This window comes from Peptoniphilus lacydonensis (assembly GCF_900106515.1).
GTDB classification, from domain to species: domain Bacteria; phylum Bacillota; class Clostridia; order Tissierellales; family Peptoniphilaceae; genus Peptoniphilus_A; species Peptoniphilus_A lacydonensis.
On record NZ_FNWF01000003.1, the window covers coordinates 395,295 to 411,491 of the forward strand.

General features: G+C 31.0%; 16 protein-coding genes. 2 read left to right on the plus strand and 14 right to left on the minus strand.

Annotated elements, in window-relative coordinates:
* Position 1: 1 nt before the first annotated feature.
* From BQ5450_RS03600 to BQ5450_RS03620, 5 genes are all read right to left on the minus strand, one after another.
* Positions 2 to 472 carry a V-type ATP synthase subunit K gene (locus BQ5450_RS03600; RefSeq protein ID WP_010244913.1) on the minus strand — a complete coding sequence of 157 codons (471 nt, stop codon included), beginning with the start codon at positions 470 to 472 and terminating at the stop codon, positions 2 to 4.
* A gap of 10 nt (positions 473 to 482) precedes the next feature.
* Positions 483 to 2,432, minus strand: coding sequence for a V-type ATP synthase subunit I (locus BQ5450_RS03605; protein WP_071126010.1), 1,950 nt, complete (start codon positions 2,430 to 2,432; stop codon positions 483 to 485).
* On the minus strand, positions 2,419 to 2,742 hold the full coding sequence (locus tag BQ5450_RS03610; RefSeq protein WP_010244920.1) for a late embryogenesis abundant protein: 324 nt from the start codon (positions 2,740 to 2,742) through the stop codon (positions 2,419 to 2,421). Before BQ5450_RS03610 ends, BQ5450_RS03605 begins: the two co-directional genes overlap by 14 nt.
* A gap of 286 nt (positions 2,743 to 3,028) precedes the next feature.
* Entirely contained in the window at positions 3,029 to 3,574 is a 546-nt protein-coding gene (locus tag BQ5450_RS03615) for an ECF transporter S component (protein WP_010244922.1), read from the minus strand.
* On the minus strand, positions 3,571 to 4,518 hold the full coding sequence (locus tag BQ5450_RS03620; protein WP_071126011.1) for a nucleoside hydrolase: 948 nt from the start codon (positions 4,516 to 4,518) through the stop codon (positions 3,571 to 3,573). Before BQ5450_RS03620 ends, BQ5450_RS03615 begins: the two co-directional genes overlap by 4 nt.
* Before the next feature lie 158 nt (positions 4,519 to 4,676).
* On the opposite strand from BQ5450_RS03620, the gene BQ5450_RS03625 reads away from it, so the two are divergent.
* The gene (locus BQ5450_RS03625) at positions 4,677 to 5,264 is read left to right on the plus strand and encodes a TlpA family protein disulfide reductase (RefSeq protein ID WP_010244927.1); all 588 of its coding nucleotides are present in this window, start codon (positions 4,677 to 4,679) and stop codon (positions 5,262 to 5,264) included.
* Positions 5,265 to 5,352: 88 nt separating this feature from the next.
* Positions 5,353 to 5,892 carry a glutathione peroxidase gene (locus BQ5450_RS03630; RefSeq protein ID WP_010244929.1) on the plus strand — a complete coding sequence of 180 codons (540 nt, stop codon included), beginning with the start codon at positions 5,353 to 5,355 and terminating at the stop codon, positions 5,890 to 5,892.
* Positions 5,893 to 6,028: 136 nt separating this feature from the next.
* On the opposite strand, the gene tuf is transcribed toward BQ5450_RS03630, so the two are convergent.
* From tuf to BQ5450_RS03675, 9 genes are all read right to left on the minus strand, one after another.
* Entirely contained in the window at positions 6,029 to 7,222 is a 1,194-nt protein-coding gene (tuf, locus tag BQ5450_RS03635) for an elongation factor Tu (protein WP_071126012.1), read from the minus strand.
* A gap of 17 nt (positions 7,223 to 7,239) precedes the next feature.
* Positions 7,240 to 9,315 (minus strand): elongation factor G, encoded by a 2,076-nt coding sequence (gene fusA, locus BQ5450_RS03640; RefSeq protein ID WP_071126013.1) that lies wholly within the window; start codon positions 9,313 to 9,315, stop codon positions 7,240 to 7,242.
* A 15-nt stretch (positions 9,316 to 9,330) separates the two neighbouring features.
* Positions 9,331 to 9,801, minus strand: coding sequence for a 30S ribosomal protein S7 (gene rpsG, locus BQ5450_RS03645; RefSeq protein WP_010244945.1), 471 nt, complete (start codon positions 9,799 to 9,801; stop codon positions 9,331 to 9,333).
* A 90-nt stretch (positions 9,802 to 9,891) separates the two neighbouring features.
* Positions 9,892 to 10,305 (minus strand): 30S ribosomal protein S12, encoded by a 414-nt coding sequence (rpsL, locus tag BQ5450_RS03650; RefSeq protein ID WP_071126014.1) that lies wholly within the window; start codon positions 10,303 to 10,305, stop codon positions 9,892 to 9,894.
* A 427-nt stretch (positions 10,306 to 10,732) separates the two neighbouring features.
* Positions 10,733 to 11,470, minus strand: coding sequence for a phosphatase (locus BQ5450_RS03655; RefSeq protein WP_071126015.1), 738 nt, complete (start codon positions 11,468 to 11,470; stop codon positions 10,733 to 10,735).
* Positions 11,460 to 12,494: an ABC transporter ATP-binding protein gene (locus BQ5450_RS03660; protein WP_010244954.1), complete on the minus strand. Its 1,035-nt coding sequence runs from the start codon at positions 12,492 to 12,494 to the stop codon at positions 11,460 to 11,462. Before BQ5450_RS03660 ends, BQ5450_RS03655 begins: the two co-directional genes overlap by 11 nt.
* Complete coding sequence (locus BQ5450_RS03665; protein WP_071126016.1) at positions 12,478 to 14,139, minus strand: ABC transporter permease; 1,662 nt, start codon at positions 14,137 to 14,139, stop codon at positions 12,478 to 12,480. The genes BQ5450_RS03660 and BQ5450_RS03665 overlap by 17 nt, the downstream gene beginning before the upstream one ends.
* A 12-nt stretch (positions 14,140 to 14,151) precedes the next feature.
* A complete protein-coding gene (locus BQ5450_RS03670; RefSeq protein ID WP_010244960.1) occupies positions 14,152 to 15,207 on the minus strand; it encodes an ABC transporter substrate-binding protein in 1,056 nt (351 codons plus the stop codon).
* Entirely contained in the window at positions 15,204 to 15,989 is a 786-nt protein-coding gene (locus tag BQ5450_RS03675; protein ID WP_071126017.1) for a sugar phosphate isomerase/epimerase family protein, read from the minus strand. The genes BQ5450_RS03670 and BQ5450_RS03675 overlap by 4 nt, the downstream gene beginning before the upstream one ends.
* Positions 15,990 to 16,197: the final 208 nt, after the last annotated feature.

The window sequence follows — 16,197 nt, forward strand, 5'->3', positions numbered from 1 at the left end:
CTTAGGCTCTAGATAAAATAAAGAATGAAATTGCAAATGCTAAGATTGCATAAAGTTCAACCATTACTGCAAAGATAATACCTTTTGCTTGTTGTTCTTCATTTTTTGCCAAAATATTAATACCTGCAACAGAAACTTTGCCTTGTGAAATTGCAGAAATAAGACCAGCAAGTCCAACTACTGCACCACTTACCATATACATAAATCCAGTATTTACTGGTGTATCTGTTTTAAGCCTAAATAAAATAAATAGTCCAATTACGAATCCATAAAGACCTTGAGTACCTGGCAACAATTGTAGCACAAGTGATTTACCAAATTTTTCTGGCTCATCAATCACAACTCCTGCCGCAGCTTCACCAGCCATACCAACTCCCTTTGCAGAGCCTGCACCTGCAAGAGCAACTGCAAAAAAGATCCCAATAGATCCAAAAATTAATCCACCATATTGTCCCATAACTTCTTTTAACATATTTTTCCTCCTAGTCTATATTAAAATAATCTGAATTTTCTATCATTTTTTTGAAAGGTATTCCTCCACCTTCATAAAATTTATTAAACATTTCTACATAAGTTAGCCTTGCAGTGTGAACATAAGCTGACAAATAACATAAAAATGCGTTAAATAATTGAAATACTACAAAAACTACTATCGCAAAGATTTTTCCAAGTATATTTGATTCAAATAACATTCCTGCAATCATGTTAATTGCAAGTCCCAAGAATGAACCTGAAAGCACAAGTGCCATCATTCTAAGATATGATACAAAATCCCCAAGATAAGAGGAAATTCCGTATAAGGAATAAATTCCCCAACCTATCTTCTCTCCTGTCGTCTTTTCTTCACGACCACCTGTTGCAACTATTCCAATCATTCCAAGTATCATTACTACTAAAAATACATTTTTATATGGTGCTAAGTTCTCTAGTTTAATTTGAAGAAGTAAACCAATGATTCCTATTAAAGCCATATACCAAAATCCAACATCATAAAGTGCGTCCTTTGGCTTACCGTCACGAATGTCCATATATGCCTTTATTCCAAGAGCAAAGAATATATGAATCCCCCCAAGTATTAAAGACAATATAACGAGAAGAGTAGAATCTTCCGCTGGATCTATTAAACTTGGTAATTCTATAATTCCACCAAAGAAAGAACCAAATACAAGTCCAAATATAATAGTAGAAATAGAAAGATAATTAAAAAACTTTAAAAATCTCCTTTTTTTATCTGTCAAATTAAACTTTTTAAGTGCAAAAAGCGTACCTAAAAATACAAGAAGTCCGTATCCAAAATCTCCTACCATTATTCCTGCAAATATAAAATAAAATGGTGCAAAAAAAGGCGTGGGGTCAATTTCATTATATCTTGGCATAGCATACATTTCTGTCATAAGCTCAAAAGGTTTCACAAAAGAGTTGTTTTCCAGAAGAATTGGAACCTCATTTGAATCCCTATTGGCATCATAAGAACTTAAATAATAATTGTCGCCACATACTTTTTTAACTTCCTTTTCAAAATTAGAAAGTTTTTCATTGGGAACATAACCTTCAATCATATCTACTTTTGTAGTTTTTAAAAATTTCCTCTGTGACATTATCTTAACTTTTTCATTACGATAAAATTCATAGGAATATTTTAAATCGTCAAGATACTTTAAATATTTTTTTAAATTTTCTTCTATATCTTTATTTTCTTCAAATAAAAGCTCTTTATCTTTTTCATAAGAATTTATTTTATCTTCTACCTTTTTATCGGCCTTAATGTTTATAGGCGTAAATCCATAACTTGAGAAAATATCTTTGACTTCATTGTCTACGGATTTCTCCACGATGATTAGATAATAGCGAAAGTTTTTATCTTGTGAAACTCTTTCAATATAAATAAGCTCATTTTCCAAAAACTCTCTCTCAAATTTGTCTGCATAATTTGCAGCAACTGTACCTGTGTAAACATTTACAGAGTCCATAGAACTTGTGCCCTCCAAAGAAGAAGAAAGGCCTCTCCACGGTTTTAATTCAAATATTTTAGAATCAATATTTTGAACTTTGCTATTGTTTTTGTCCTTTTGATTAACTAAAGACCTTATTTCCTTATCAATCTTTTCAAAGGGAAATCTCAAAGCTCTATCAGCAAGCTCTTCAAGAGTAATATTTTCCACTCCATCTTTTAAACTTTTTATAGCACTTTCTTTTTCTTTAAATTTAAGTAATAAGTCAATATCATCTTTAGATCTTTTAATTTTGTCATCAATTTCAATTAAATCATCTAAAGACTTAGGCCTTGCAAAGTCGTCTTCTATATATTCGTCTTTATCAAAATCAGACTCTACAATATGAACATAATTAAATTTTTGAAATCTATCGATTAACTTTTCTCTACTGTCATCAAAGATAAAGAGTTTGAATTCCTTCATATTAACTATTGCCATTATTCACAATCCTCTCTACCACTGACTTTACAATTTCAGCTTCCTTGTCCTTGGAAATATTTGAAATTTCAGCAACATCTTTTTTTGACTTATCTTTTATAGGTTTTACAGATTCTTCTCCTTCTTTTTTAGCCTTTTCGAGAAGCTCATCTTTTTCATCCTTTGCCCTTTGGACAATTTCCCTATAAGAAACTTCTGCCTGAGATTTTGCATCTTCAATAATTTCCTCAGCCCTTACTTTTGCATCATCGACAATTTGTTTTGCCTTTGCTTCAGTGTCCTTAACTTTTTTTAATGCATCATCTGACACTAAATCACCTCCAGTGTAAAATCATTTCTTAAGTTAATTATATCACTTGTTAAATTATTATTTAACTATAATATTAAAAAAATAATATAGTTATAAATTATATTTTAAATGAGCTATGGTTATATGATACCCTCTCTTATATTTTTTATTTAAAATTTTGATAAAAAAATAAATTTTTATCAAATTTTACTTTTAAAATCAACATAAAATTGCCCTTAATTTTCTATTTATTCCTTTGATTTCAATAAAAAAATGCTTCAATCAAGCACTTTTGATTGAAACATTTTCATTTTTTCAGAATATTTTGAAAACTTTTCATATTGTATATTTTAGAAACTAATAAAATTGAAATTAATTTATCTGCATAATCTGTAATAATTTGCACTACAAATACAATTACAAAATCCGATAAATCTAAAATTGCACGAAGTGCTTGAACAATATAGCTTGATCCCGCTGTTGTCACAGTTCCAAATAAATATGTCGCAATAAGAGATGAAGATATTGCTACCGGAATTGACATCGCCAGTGTAAGATAAAATTTCGATTTAAAATTATCCTTCTTCAAAAAACCAAAATAACCAGAAGTAAAACCAACTATAATTTGAGTTGGCATAAAATAAATAGCGATTGAATCACCTATGCTATTTACAAAAGCAGAAATAACACCTGTCAAAACACCAAAAGCTGGTCCAAAAGAAAAACCCGCCATAATAGTTCCTATTGAATCTAAATAAACTGGAAGCTTTAGCGAAAAAGCAAACCACGCACTTACACAATTAATTGCCACACATAACGCAACGAAAGTAACTTTTTTAGAACCAAACTTCATATTAGTTCCCCTAAAATATTTTCATCTACATTTGCATTAGTAATTATTTCTATAAAATCTCTCCACACTTCTTTTAACATTAAATCTTCATACAAAATTATATTTTTATCTTTTCCTAAAAAATCCATGGAATCTACCATTAGCATGCCCCTAGCAGGACCATCTATTATACATTCTGCATAATAAGAATTAGATCCAAAATATTCTTTATGTCTATCAACTAAAATTACAAGCGGATCATTTATCACAGATCCAATAATTTTTTCATATTCCCAGTGAAAATCCATATAGAAATTTGTGATTTCTTCTATAAAATCTCCCATTTCTTTATTTAATCTTTTAATGTATCCTAAAATATTGGGTGTAAGTACAAACTTTCTAGTCACATCTAGTGGCACAATCTCTAGTTTATTAGGTGCATTCTTTATAACATAATTAGCTGCATCTGGATCTACATAAAAATTAAATTCAGAAACTGGACTCATATTCCCATAAGACTTAAAACTCCCACCCATTGCAATTATTCGAGTATCTTTAAAGGCATCTCTATTTTTTTCTAGAGCCATTGCAATATTTGTAAGCGGCCCCAGTGCAAAAATTGTTAGATTTCCACTTTGTGCTTTTCCGATTAAAAAGTCCACTGCATCTCCTTTCGTTTTTTTCTTTTCGTAATCCAAATAAGTTTCGCCTAGTCCATCTCTACCATGCGTATCTTCTGCATTTATATATTCCTTATAAAGTGGTTTATCACTTCCAATATAAATATTAAAATCTCTATCTAAAAATTTTGAGAGTCTTAAGATATTTTTGCATCCTTTATTAACATTTACATTTCCTGCAACTAAAGAAATCCCAAGAATATCATATTCTTTTGCCAAGCTCGCTAAAATTATAGCAATTGAATCATCTATCCCGGGATCTGCGTCAATAATTAATTTTTTCATTATAAAAACCTCCATTCTTTGGAGAACAATTAGTTTTTTATACTTGGAGTTCTCGAACAAGTGTGATTAATTATACCCCATTTTTTTCGAATAGACAAGCTTTTATGTTTCAAGTATAATTAATTTAGAAAATTTAAAATTTAAACAGGAGTGATTACATGAAAAAAGTTTCTAAAATACTTATTCTATTTGCAATTGCACTTACTTTCTTTGGATGCAATAAAAAAAATAATGAAAATGTTCAAAACACTGATGAAAATTCTTCTCAGAAAACTGCATCTGCAATAGAACTTGAAGAAATGCCTATCGACAACTTTGACTTTCACACTATCGATATAGTTGACGGCAAAGTTATTAAATCAGAAGATTTTTACAAAGAAAAACCTATAACACTAGTTAATATATGGGGTACTTTCTGTGGCCCATGCAAGGAAGAAATGCCTGATCTTGCAAAGTTACATGAAAAATACAAAGATAAAATTAACTTCCTTGGAGTTGTAGTCGACACCAACGCAAACATGGACACAAATGTGGAAGAAGCAAAGAAAATTATAAAAGATTCTGGTGTAAACTATATAAATATTATGCCAAATCCAACTACGGAAGATAATTTAGTCAATATAACTGCAATACCAACAACATTCTTCGTAAATAGCGAAGGGAAAATTTTAGGGGGCTTTGTTGGAAAGTTCGAAAAAGAAAAACTTGAAAAAACTTTAGATAAACTTATAGACGAAAATAAATAGTTTTAAGGTGGATTTTGAAATCCATCTTTTTTTGTGTAATTTTTTTAATTCTGGGTAATCTGTTTGTATAAAATTTTTAGGAGGCAATATGATTTACGATTATAAAGTTGAAAAACAAAATGGAAGTTTTTTAGATTTAAGTGAACTAAAGGGTAAAGTTATCTTAATAGTTAATACAGCTACAAAATGTGGTTTTACACCGCAATATGAAGACCTTGAAAATTTATACGAAAAATATCACGATAAAGGTTTAGAAATAATTGATATTCCTTGCAATCAATTTAAAGATCAAGCTCCAGAAAGTGATGAAGAAATCACTAAATTCTGCCAATTGAACTATGATATAAAATTTCCTCAAATGAAAAAAGCCGATGTCAACGGCGAAAATGAAATAAAACTTTACAAATTTTTAAAATCAAAAAAATCCTTTGAAGGATTTGGAAAAGGCCCAAAAGCTATTGCTATGAGTGCAATGCTGAAAAAAATCGACCCAGATTACAAAAACAATTCGGATATCAAATGGAATTTTACAAAATTTCTAGTTGATAGAGATGGTAATGTTGTAGAAAGATTTGAACCAACTGAAAAAATGGACAAAATTGATAAAAAAATAGAAGAACTAATATAACTTTTCTAAGTTTATTAGAATTCAAAAAATTTTTTTAATGGTGCAAGTATTTATTGTGCCATTTTTTATTTTCTAAAAAAACTCACAAAAATAGGGACAGTTCCCTGCCCCATATCTTATGCTTATATTTAAAGGATTAGTCAATAATTTTAGATACAACACCAGATGCTACTGTTCTACCACCTTCACGAATGGCAAATCTTAGTCCTTCGTCCATTGCGATTGGTGTGATTAGTGTTACTGTGAACGTTGAGTTATCTCCTGGCATTACCATTTCTACGCCTTCTGCTAATTGGATATCTCCTGTTACGTCTGTTGTTCTGAAGTAGAATTGTGGTCTGTATCCGTTGAAGAATGGTGTGTGTCTTCCTCCTTCTTCTTTTGTCAATACATATACTTCTGCTTCAATTTTTTTGTGTGGGTGTATTGTTCCTGGTGCTGCTAGTACTTGTCCTCTTTGGATTTCTTCTCTTTGTACTCCTCTTAGTAGGGCTCCTATGTTGTCTCCTGCTTCTGCTTGGTCAAGTTGTTTTCTGAACATTTCTACTCCAGTTACTACTACTTGTCTTTTTTCGTCTGTTAGACCTACTACTTCTACTGTGTCCCCTACTTTTACTACTCCTTGTTCTACTCTTCCTGTTGCTACTGTTCCTCTTCCTGTGATTGAGAAGATGTCTTCTATTGGCATTAGGAATGGGTTATCTGTATCTCTTGTTGGTGTTGGAATGTATGCGTCTACTTCTTCCATTAGTTTTGCTACTTTATCTCCCCATTCTCCGTCTGGATCGTCTAGGGCTTTTAGTGCACTTCCTACTACGATTGGTGTGTTATCTCCGTCAAAGTCGTATTCTGATAGTAAATCTCTTACTTCCATTTCTACTAATTCGATTAGTTCTGGATCATCTACTTGGTCTTCTTTGTTTAGGAATACACAAATTTTTGGAACGCCTACTTGTCTTGCTAATAGTATGTGTTCTCTTGTTTGTGGCATTGGTCCGTCTGCTGCTGATACTACTAGGATTGCTCCGTCCATTTGTGCTGCTCCTGTAATCATATTCTTTACATAGTCAGCGTGTCCTGGGCAGTCTACGTGTGCGTAGTGTCTGTTTTCTGTTTCGTATTCTACGTGAGATGTTGAGATTGTGATTCCTCTTTCTCTTTCTTCTGGAGCCTTGTCTATGTGTGCGTAGTCTACGAATTCTCCTCCGCCATATCTTTTATTCATTACTAGTGTAATTGCTGCTGTTAATGTTGTCTTGCCGTGGTCAACGTGACCTATTGTTCCAATGTTTACATGTGGTTTATTTCTTTCAAATTTTGCTTTAGCCATTATATTTCCTCCTAATTTTAATTTTGTTTTTTATCTCCAACTACTTCGTCTGCAATTGATTGAGGCACTTCTTCGTAGTGGTCAAATTGCATTGAGTAATTTGCTCTTCCTTGTGTATTTGAACGAAGACTAGTTGCGTAACCAAACATTTCTGCTAGTGGCACATAAGCTGTAACAATTTGTGCTCCAGCTACAAGTTCCATACCTTCCATTCTTCCACGCCTTGAATTGATATCTCCAATTACATCTCCCATGTATTCTTCTGGAGTTGTAACTTCTACTTTCATCATTGGTTCAAGAAGAACTGGATCTGCTTTTGCAAGAGCATCTCTAACTGCCATAGAACCTGCTATCTTAAATGCCATTTCAGAAGAGTCGACTTCGTGGTAAGAACCATCGTAAAGAGTTACTTTAACATCTAGTACTTCATATCCACCAACAATACCTGATTGAAGTGCTTCTTCAATACCTTGTTGAGTAGGTCCGATAAATTCCTTAGGAATTGCACCACCGACAATTGCATTTTCAAATACAAACCCTTCGCCTGGTTTATTAGGTTCAATCTTAATTTTAGCGTGACCATATTGTCCACGACCACCTGATTGACGAGCATATTTTGCTTCACCATCAGCACCCTTCTTAATACCTTCTCTGTAAGATACTTGAGGGTTACCTATATTAGCTTCTACTTTAAATTCTCTTAGAAGTCTGTCAACAATAATATCAAGATGAAGTTCTCCCATTCCAGCAATAATTGTTTGTCCAGTTTCATCATCAGTATAAGTTCTGAAAGTTGGATCTTCCTCAGCAAGTTTTGCAAGTGCAAGAGCCATCTTATCTTGAGATGCTTTTGTCTTAGGTTCAATTGCTACTGAAATAACCGGTTCTGGGAATTCCATATTTTCAAGAATAACTTGTTCTTTTTCATCGCAAAGAGTATCTCCTGTTGTAGTATCTTTAAGACCTACAGCTGCAGCAATTTCTCCTGCATGGATTTCTTCAATTTCTTCTCTCTTATTTGCGTGCATTTGAAGAATTCTTCCGATTCTTTCACGCTTACCTTTTGTAGAGTTCATTACATAAGAACCTGCCTTTAAAACTCCAGAGTAAACTCTAAAGTATGCAAGCTTACCTACATATGGGTCAGTTACAATTTTAAATGCAAGTGCTGAGAAAGGCTCATCATCTGATGAATGTCTTTTAACTTCATTTTCATCTAAGTCAATACCTTCAATAGCTGGTACATCTAATGGTGATGGTAGATAATCAATAATAGCATCAAGAAGAAGTTGAACACCTTTGTTCTTGTAAGAAGAACCACAAGATACTGGAGTGATTTCAACTGCAAGAGTACCTTTTCTAATAGCTTTCTTAAGGAGTTCATTATCTATTTCTTCTCCTTCAAGATAAGCCATCATTAAATCTTCATCAAATTCTGAAGCTACTTCAATTAAATTTTCTCTATATTTATTAGCAAGGTCCAAATACTCTTCAGGAACATCAGTAATTTCAATTTCCTTACCAAGTTCGTCCTTGTAAATCTCTGCTTTCATTTCAATAAGGTCAATCATTCCTATGAAAGTATCTTCTGCTCCCATTGGGATTTGAATTGGAACAGGATTGCCGTGTAATTTTTTATCAATTGTATCAACTGATCTAAAGAAATCAGCCCCTGTAACGTCCATCTTATTAATATGTGCAATTCTTGGAACATGATATTTATCTGCTTGTCTCCAAACAGTTTCTGATTGAGGTTCTACACCACTTTTTGCATCAAAAAGTGCAACAGCACCGTCAAGTACTCTAAGAGATCTCTCTACTTCAACAGTAAAATCAACGTGTCCAGGAGTATCTATAATATTAAGTCTGTAACCTTTCCAGTGAGCAGTTGTAGCTGCAGAAGTAATAGTAATACCTCTTTCTTGTTCTTGTTCCATCCAGTCCATTTGTGCTGCACCTTCGTGAGTTTCACCAATCTTGTGAATCTTACCGGCGTAGAAAAGAATACGTTCAGTAGTAGTAGTCTTTCCAGCATCAATATGGGCCATAATACCAATATTTCTATATTTTTCTAATGGTATTTCGCGAGCCATAAATTCCTCCCCTTATTACCATCTATAGTGAGCAAAGGCTTTGTTAGCTTCTGCTGTTCTATGCATTTCATCTTTTCTCTTAACACTTCCACCAAGGCCATTAGATGCATCAAGTATTTCTTTAGCAAGTCTTTCGTCCATTGTCTTTTCTCCTCTAGCCCTTGCATATCTAACTAACCATCTTAGTCCTAGTGTTTGGCGTCTTTCCGGTCTAACTTCCATTGGAACTTGGTAAGTAGCCCCGCCAATTCTTCTTCCCTTTACTTCAAGTACAGGCATTACATTATTAAGTGCCTTATAAAATACTTCAAGTGCGTCTTCTCCAGTCTGTTCTGCAACAGTTTCAAGTGCTCCATAAACAATTCTTTGAGCAGTACCTTTTTTACCGTCAAGCATAACATTATTTATAAGTTTAGTGATTACAACATCGCTATATACTGGATCAGCCATAACTTCACGTTTTTGGATATGTCCTTTTCTTGGCATAACTTCCCTCCTTAACTATTTTCAGTCGATTCATTGGTACTCAGGTTGAGCCCGTAAGCCAAAAATCTATAAATTCTTTAAAAAATTCTATCAATTTTTAGGTTTCTTAGTACCATATTTAGATCTAGATTGTTTTCTATCAGTTACTCCAGCTGTATCAAGAGTACCTCTTACGATATGGTATCTAACACCTGGTAAATCCTTAACTCTTCCACCACGGATTAGAACAACACTGTGTTCTTGTAAATTATGTCCGATTCCTGGAATATAAGCCATAACTTCATATCCATTTGTCAAACGAACTCTGGCAACTTTTCTAAGAGCTGAATTCGGTTTTTTAGGTGTTACTGTTCTTACTGCAACACATACTCCTCTTTTTTGTGGAGAATTAACTTCAGTTTCAACTTTTTTAAGTGTGTCATAATTTACATCAAGAGCTGGCGATTTAGATTTTGTGTGAATTTTCTTTCTACCATTTCTTACTAATTGGTTAATTGTAGGCATTAATTGCACCTCCTGTTTTAATAATAATATTTGACAATTCAAAGACTACCCACTATTAGGTAGTCTTTACATTTCAAATACTCATCAATTCTATCATTACAAAGCTATTAAGTCAATAAAAAATATTAGAAACTAGCTAATTCTTCATATATTTTCATATTTATGACTTTATTTTAAAATTATGTAAATATTTTTTATTATTTGATAAGTTGTAAAACTGTCCAAATAAAAATCAAAACGATTAACATTTACTAAATTATAAACAACAAATAAAAGCGACAATAAAAATAATTTTAAAATATGATAAGTTGTAAAAATTAAGCAAATCAAGATAGTATATATATTTTTAAACAATTATAAAATACTTAAAACTCAATTTAATTATATCAAAAATCTCCCTTATGTTAGGAGATTTTTGATTAATATTTTAACTATTATAAAAACTATCTTTATCTATTTTAAGATAACTAAAGAGTCTATCTTCATTATTGTCAAAATTTACTATATGTTCTTTTGGAAAGTCTAATTCTTCTATAAGATTTACTGCTCTTTTAAAATCACCTACTTGGTAGTCTACATGAGCATCTGAATTAATTATTATATCTACTTTGTGTTTCTGGCAAAATTCTAAAATTTCTATATTATTTTCTCTTGCATTTTTTCTTGAACTATTTTTTGCCAGTGAAGAATTGTTAAGTTCTATTAATATTCCTTTTTCTTTTGCAGAAAGTACAAGACTTTCTCTATCTATAGGATATCTATCATCATCAGGATGACCTATTATTCTAACCTTTTGTCCATCCATGGCTTTTATTAAAGCTTCAGTGTTATTTGTAATACCTCCATTTCTTATGCAAGTTGTATGAAGTGATGCTATGATATAATCTAGATTTCTTATGTGTTTTTCTTCTGTAAGATCAAGTTCTCCCGAATAATTCATTATATTTGCTTCAGCACCTCTTAACAAAAAAATCCCATCAAAATCTCTTTTTAATATTTTCATATTGTAAAAGTAAACATTGTTACAAGATCCAGGCATCTTTTGAGAATGTTCACTTGTTCCCAAAAGTTTAAGTCCCTTTTTCTTTCCTTCTTCTATATTTTCCTTTAAAGTTGAGTAAGCATGACCACTTATTATTGTGTGAGTATGAAGGTCACATAGCATTTTTATAAACTTCCTCCTTCGTTACTTTTACTTCTTCACCAGGTCTATATATTGAACTTTTGCTGTGTACATTTAATATTCCATGTTTAGATTCTAGTTTATATTCGTACCCTGTTCCCATATATTCAATGGATAATATTCTTGCACTTATACCAGATCCACCCTTAGATATATAAAGCTCATCTGGTTTTATTGGATATAGGTTTTTATTCGAAAAGTTTTCTTTTACTGACTTGTTTCGAAAGAAAATATCAGAATCTTCTACTACAAATAAATCTCCTTGCCACTTTCCTCTTATTAAATTTGATTTACCTACAAATTTTGCTACGTATTCTGTTTTAGGATTTTCGTATATTTCATAAGGACTTCCTTCTTGCTCAACAACTCCATCCTTTATAATGACAATTCTATCACTCATTGCTAAAGCTTCATCTTGATCATGAGTTACATAAATTATCGTAGTTTTAAATTTCATATGAATTTCCTTTATAAATTTACGCATCTCAATTTTTAAATTTGCATCAAGGGCTGATAACGGTTCGTCCATAAGAAGCATTTCTGGTTTTGTTATCAAAGCTCTTGCCAAGGCAACTCTTTGTTTTTGTCCACCTGAAAGGTCTTCGGGATAGGAGTCTTCAAATCCACTTAGTCCCACTATTTCAAGCATATACTTTATATCTTCATCTGCATTTATATTTTTATTTCTCCCATTAAGTGCATACTCAAGATGTTTTTTTACATTCATATGTGGCCAAAGAGCAAACTGTTGAAATACCATATTTAGACTTCTATCCTGTGGGGGAAGAAAAATTTTATTATCACTTATAAAAACTCTATCATCTTTTGTAATCTCTCCAGAGTCAACCCTTTCAAATCCTGCAATGATTTTTAATAGTGTAGTTTTACCACATCCACTCGCTCCAAGAAGAGATACAAACTCTCCGTCTTTAATTTCTAAGTTTATATTTTTTAGAACTATTTTATCTCCAAAACTTTTATAAATGTTATTAATTTTTAAGCTCATTTTTTCCCCCTGCATTTATTTTTTCTATTATAATATACATTATTAATAGGACTATTAACACCAATGTTGACATTGCATAAGCCAAATTATAATCACCTGATTGTTGTAAGTTAAAAATGAAAAGTCCAATAGTCTTTGTAAATGGCCCTGATAATATGGCAGACAGACTAAGTTCTGATATAGAATATACAAAAATCAATAAACTTGATGTTAAAATATATCTGTAAATTAATGGCAAAAATATTTTTGTCCATTTTTTTAACTTGGAACCATTTGATAGATCTGCGGCATATTCTAAGCTTGTTGATATAGATGAAAAACCTTGATATGCCGACTTCATATCTATAATTAAAAATCTACTTACATAGGCAATTAAAATTATTATTGGACTAGCATAAAAACCAATATTAAGTCCAGGAATTGGTTTTGCCCAGTGAAATATCATGCAAAGTGCAAATACCATACCTGGTAAGGAGTATGAAATACTTGTGGCCTTCTCCAGTAAAGATATACTTATATTGAATCTCTTTTTCCATTTAAAATAAGCATAAATAATCGATAAAATTGCACACAACACTACCGTTATAATTGCATAGGTTATACTATTTGTAATGGACATCTTAATTGAAGATATTGAAAATAGTAATCTATAATTTTTTAGGCTAAAGTTTGAAAAAGAAAATCCACTCACATAATTTACTACAAGTGAAGAATAAATCATAAAACTTATTGGTACAATGTTTATAAATATAAATATTACAAAAGTTAAAACTTCTACAACTTTTCTAACACCTGGTTTAAAGGAGTATCTTATACTTGTATCTTCTGATGAGTCTTTACTCGTTCTCGATCTCTTAATTATGGATGATTCAATACCAGAAGCTGAAACGGAAATTATAAATAAAAGTGCCGATAAAACAGCAGGATCAGTAAAACCTCCCGTTGATATAGATATTGTCTTTTCATAAATTAAAGTAGATAGAACAGAAATACCTGCTGGAACTCCTAAAAATGCTGGAATTGAAAAATTATCTAAACTTGATAGAAATACAAGGACAAAAGTACTTACTAAAGTTGGCGTAATTTGTTTTAAATTTATATTTTTAAAAGTTTCAAAACTTCCATAGTTTAATAATTTTGATGCATATTCGTGACTTTGTGGAACTTTAATTAGACTCCTGTAAACACTTAAATAGGCAAAGGGTGTATAGCAAATAATCATAAGAAAAATTATGCCACCTATTGAATACAGGTTTATTGATTTTAACCCTAGAGCAGTTAGTAATTTTGTAACAATCCCAACACTTGATGTTATATTTGTCCAAGCAAGTGTCATAATATAACTTGGCACAATAAAAGGAAGGTACACTAATATTTTTAAAATACTTTTAAATCTAATATTAGTATAAGCTATTATAAGTGCCAGATAAGACCCCACTACTAAAGTTAAAAAAGAAGATATTATCCCTATAATAAATGTATTTATTATTCCCTTTATAATTCTTTTGTCTGAAAATATTCTACTATAGTTGATAATAAGACCATTCTCTCCAAAACTTCTAATAAAAAGCTTTACAAATGGGATGACAAATACAAATAAAACTACAATGGCTATTAAATAGTCTAGTACTTTATCTCTTTTCAAGGTTTATTCCTCTTATTGAAATAGTTTTGAAAATTCTTCTTTGTCAGTTTCTCTATTATCTAATAATTCTTTATTATTTCCTGTTAAAATATTTAATTCATTAGATGATTTAAGCCCTTCAGGTGCCTTTACATCTCCTCTTATTGGAGTATAACCCATTGCAGATGCAAGTTCTTGACCATCTTTTGAAATTATATAATCATAAAAAGCTTCAGCTGTATCAATATTTTTGCTTCCCTTTACAATTCCCACTGGTTCTGTAACTATTGGAGATCCTTCTTCTGGATATATAAATTCAACTGGTGCACCTTCATTTTTTGAACGATTTGCCATATAGTCTACAATAATACCAAGTCCCTTTTGACCTGCTACAACAGATTTTTGAACTGCACCATTTCCCTTATCAACTAAAATGTTATTTTCCTTAAGTCCATTATAAAATTCCCAACCAATTCCTTCTGTTCTTGTTAGAAGTGATAAGTTATAAGCGGCTGCTCCAGAATATAAAGGAGATGGCATAATAGTTTGTGATTTTGTTTCTTCTTTGATTAAGTCATTAAATCCTTTTACTTCACCTTTATACACATCTGTATTTTGGATAATTCCTGTTGAAATTACTTTTGTTCCTGCATAGTAGTTTTCTTCATCGTAGAATTTTTTATCAATGCCTTCAAGCTCTGGCGAAACATATTTCTCTAGGATATCTTTTGATTTTAAAATTTCAAAAGTAACAGTATCTGCAACTAATACAACATCAGCTTGTAGTGCATTAACTTCTTTTTCAGATAGAATTTTAGAAACAAGTTCTTCTGTTCCTGATCTAAAAACTACAACATCAGCTTCTGGGTAGACTTTCTTAAATCCGTCAATTAATTTTTTTGCGTCCTCTTCTGGTTGTGAAGTATATAATGTTATAGTTCCTTTTACATCTTTTCCTTCCTTTTCTATACTTGCAGTCTTGTTATTTTTATTGGCACTTGATGGATTTTCTCTTGCAACTTCACTAGAATTTGATGAGCAAGCTACAAGAGTGAGAGCTATTAAAATTACAGCGAATATTCTTTTCATAATAAATTTTTCTCCTTTAAATATCTAATATTTTTATCCAATAAAGTCGTACTTCTACCTATTTCCATACCCTCTATTACCATAGGAATATTTTTCTCTCCTATTTTAAAAATAATTTCTTCCATTGGAAAAATTCCTCTTGCAAGCTCAGTGTGATATTTATTTTCTAATCTATTGCTAATATGGCACTTAGATATATTTTTAATATTATCCAAATTAAAATATATCTCTTCTAAAGAATCACAATGAGATATATCAAGAGTATATTTAAAATCTTCGTAATTATTTCCCATAAGTTTTTTTAAAGATTTGAGATCTATAATAAATTCATTTTTTGTTTTCTCCATTACTTCTATTGAAACATTTATATTTTTCTTTGTAGAATAATCTAAAATGGTATGTAAACTTTCTTTTAAAAATTTATAATAAAATTCCTTATTAAAACTCACTGAAAATCTACCCGGATGAATTGTAATTTCTTTTGCTCCAATATTTCTTGCTAAATCTATATCATCTAAAATCTCTTTAAGGCTTACTTCTCTAATTCTTTCATTAATAGAAGCTAGGTTTAAATCCCAACTTTTAGCATGAAGTGTTAGGTCTAGGTTAAATTTTTTTGACAAATCTCTTAATTTTTTAGTGGATAAGTTTTTATCTTCTATTTGTTGAGACCAGAACTCTATACCCGAAATTTTATTGTTATAGGCATATCCAAAAATCTCTCCTCCAGAAAAATCCCACATAAGAGAAGATGAAATAAAAATTTTATATATATTAATCACCTCTTATATAATTTAAATCCTTTATGTGTATATAATGTTATTTAAAATTAAATTTGTTGTAAATTTTATAAAAGAATTTTTATAATTTTAGATATTAGAGAACTTATTTTAAAGGATATAGGGTGCAAGTGTTATTTCTTTGCAAAAAAATATCTGTTAAAGGATATTTTTACCCCCTAACAGATATTATAGAACTTATTTTCGTTTC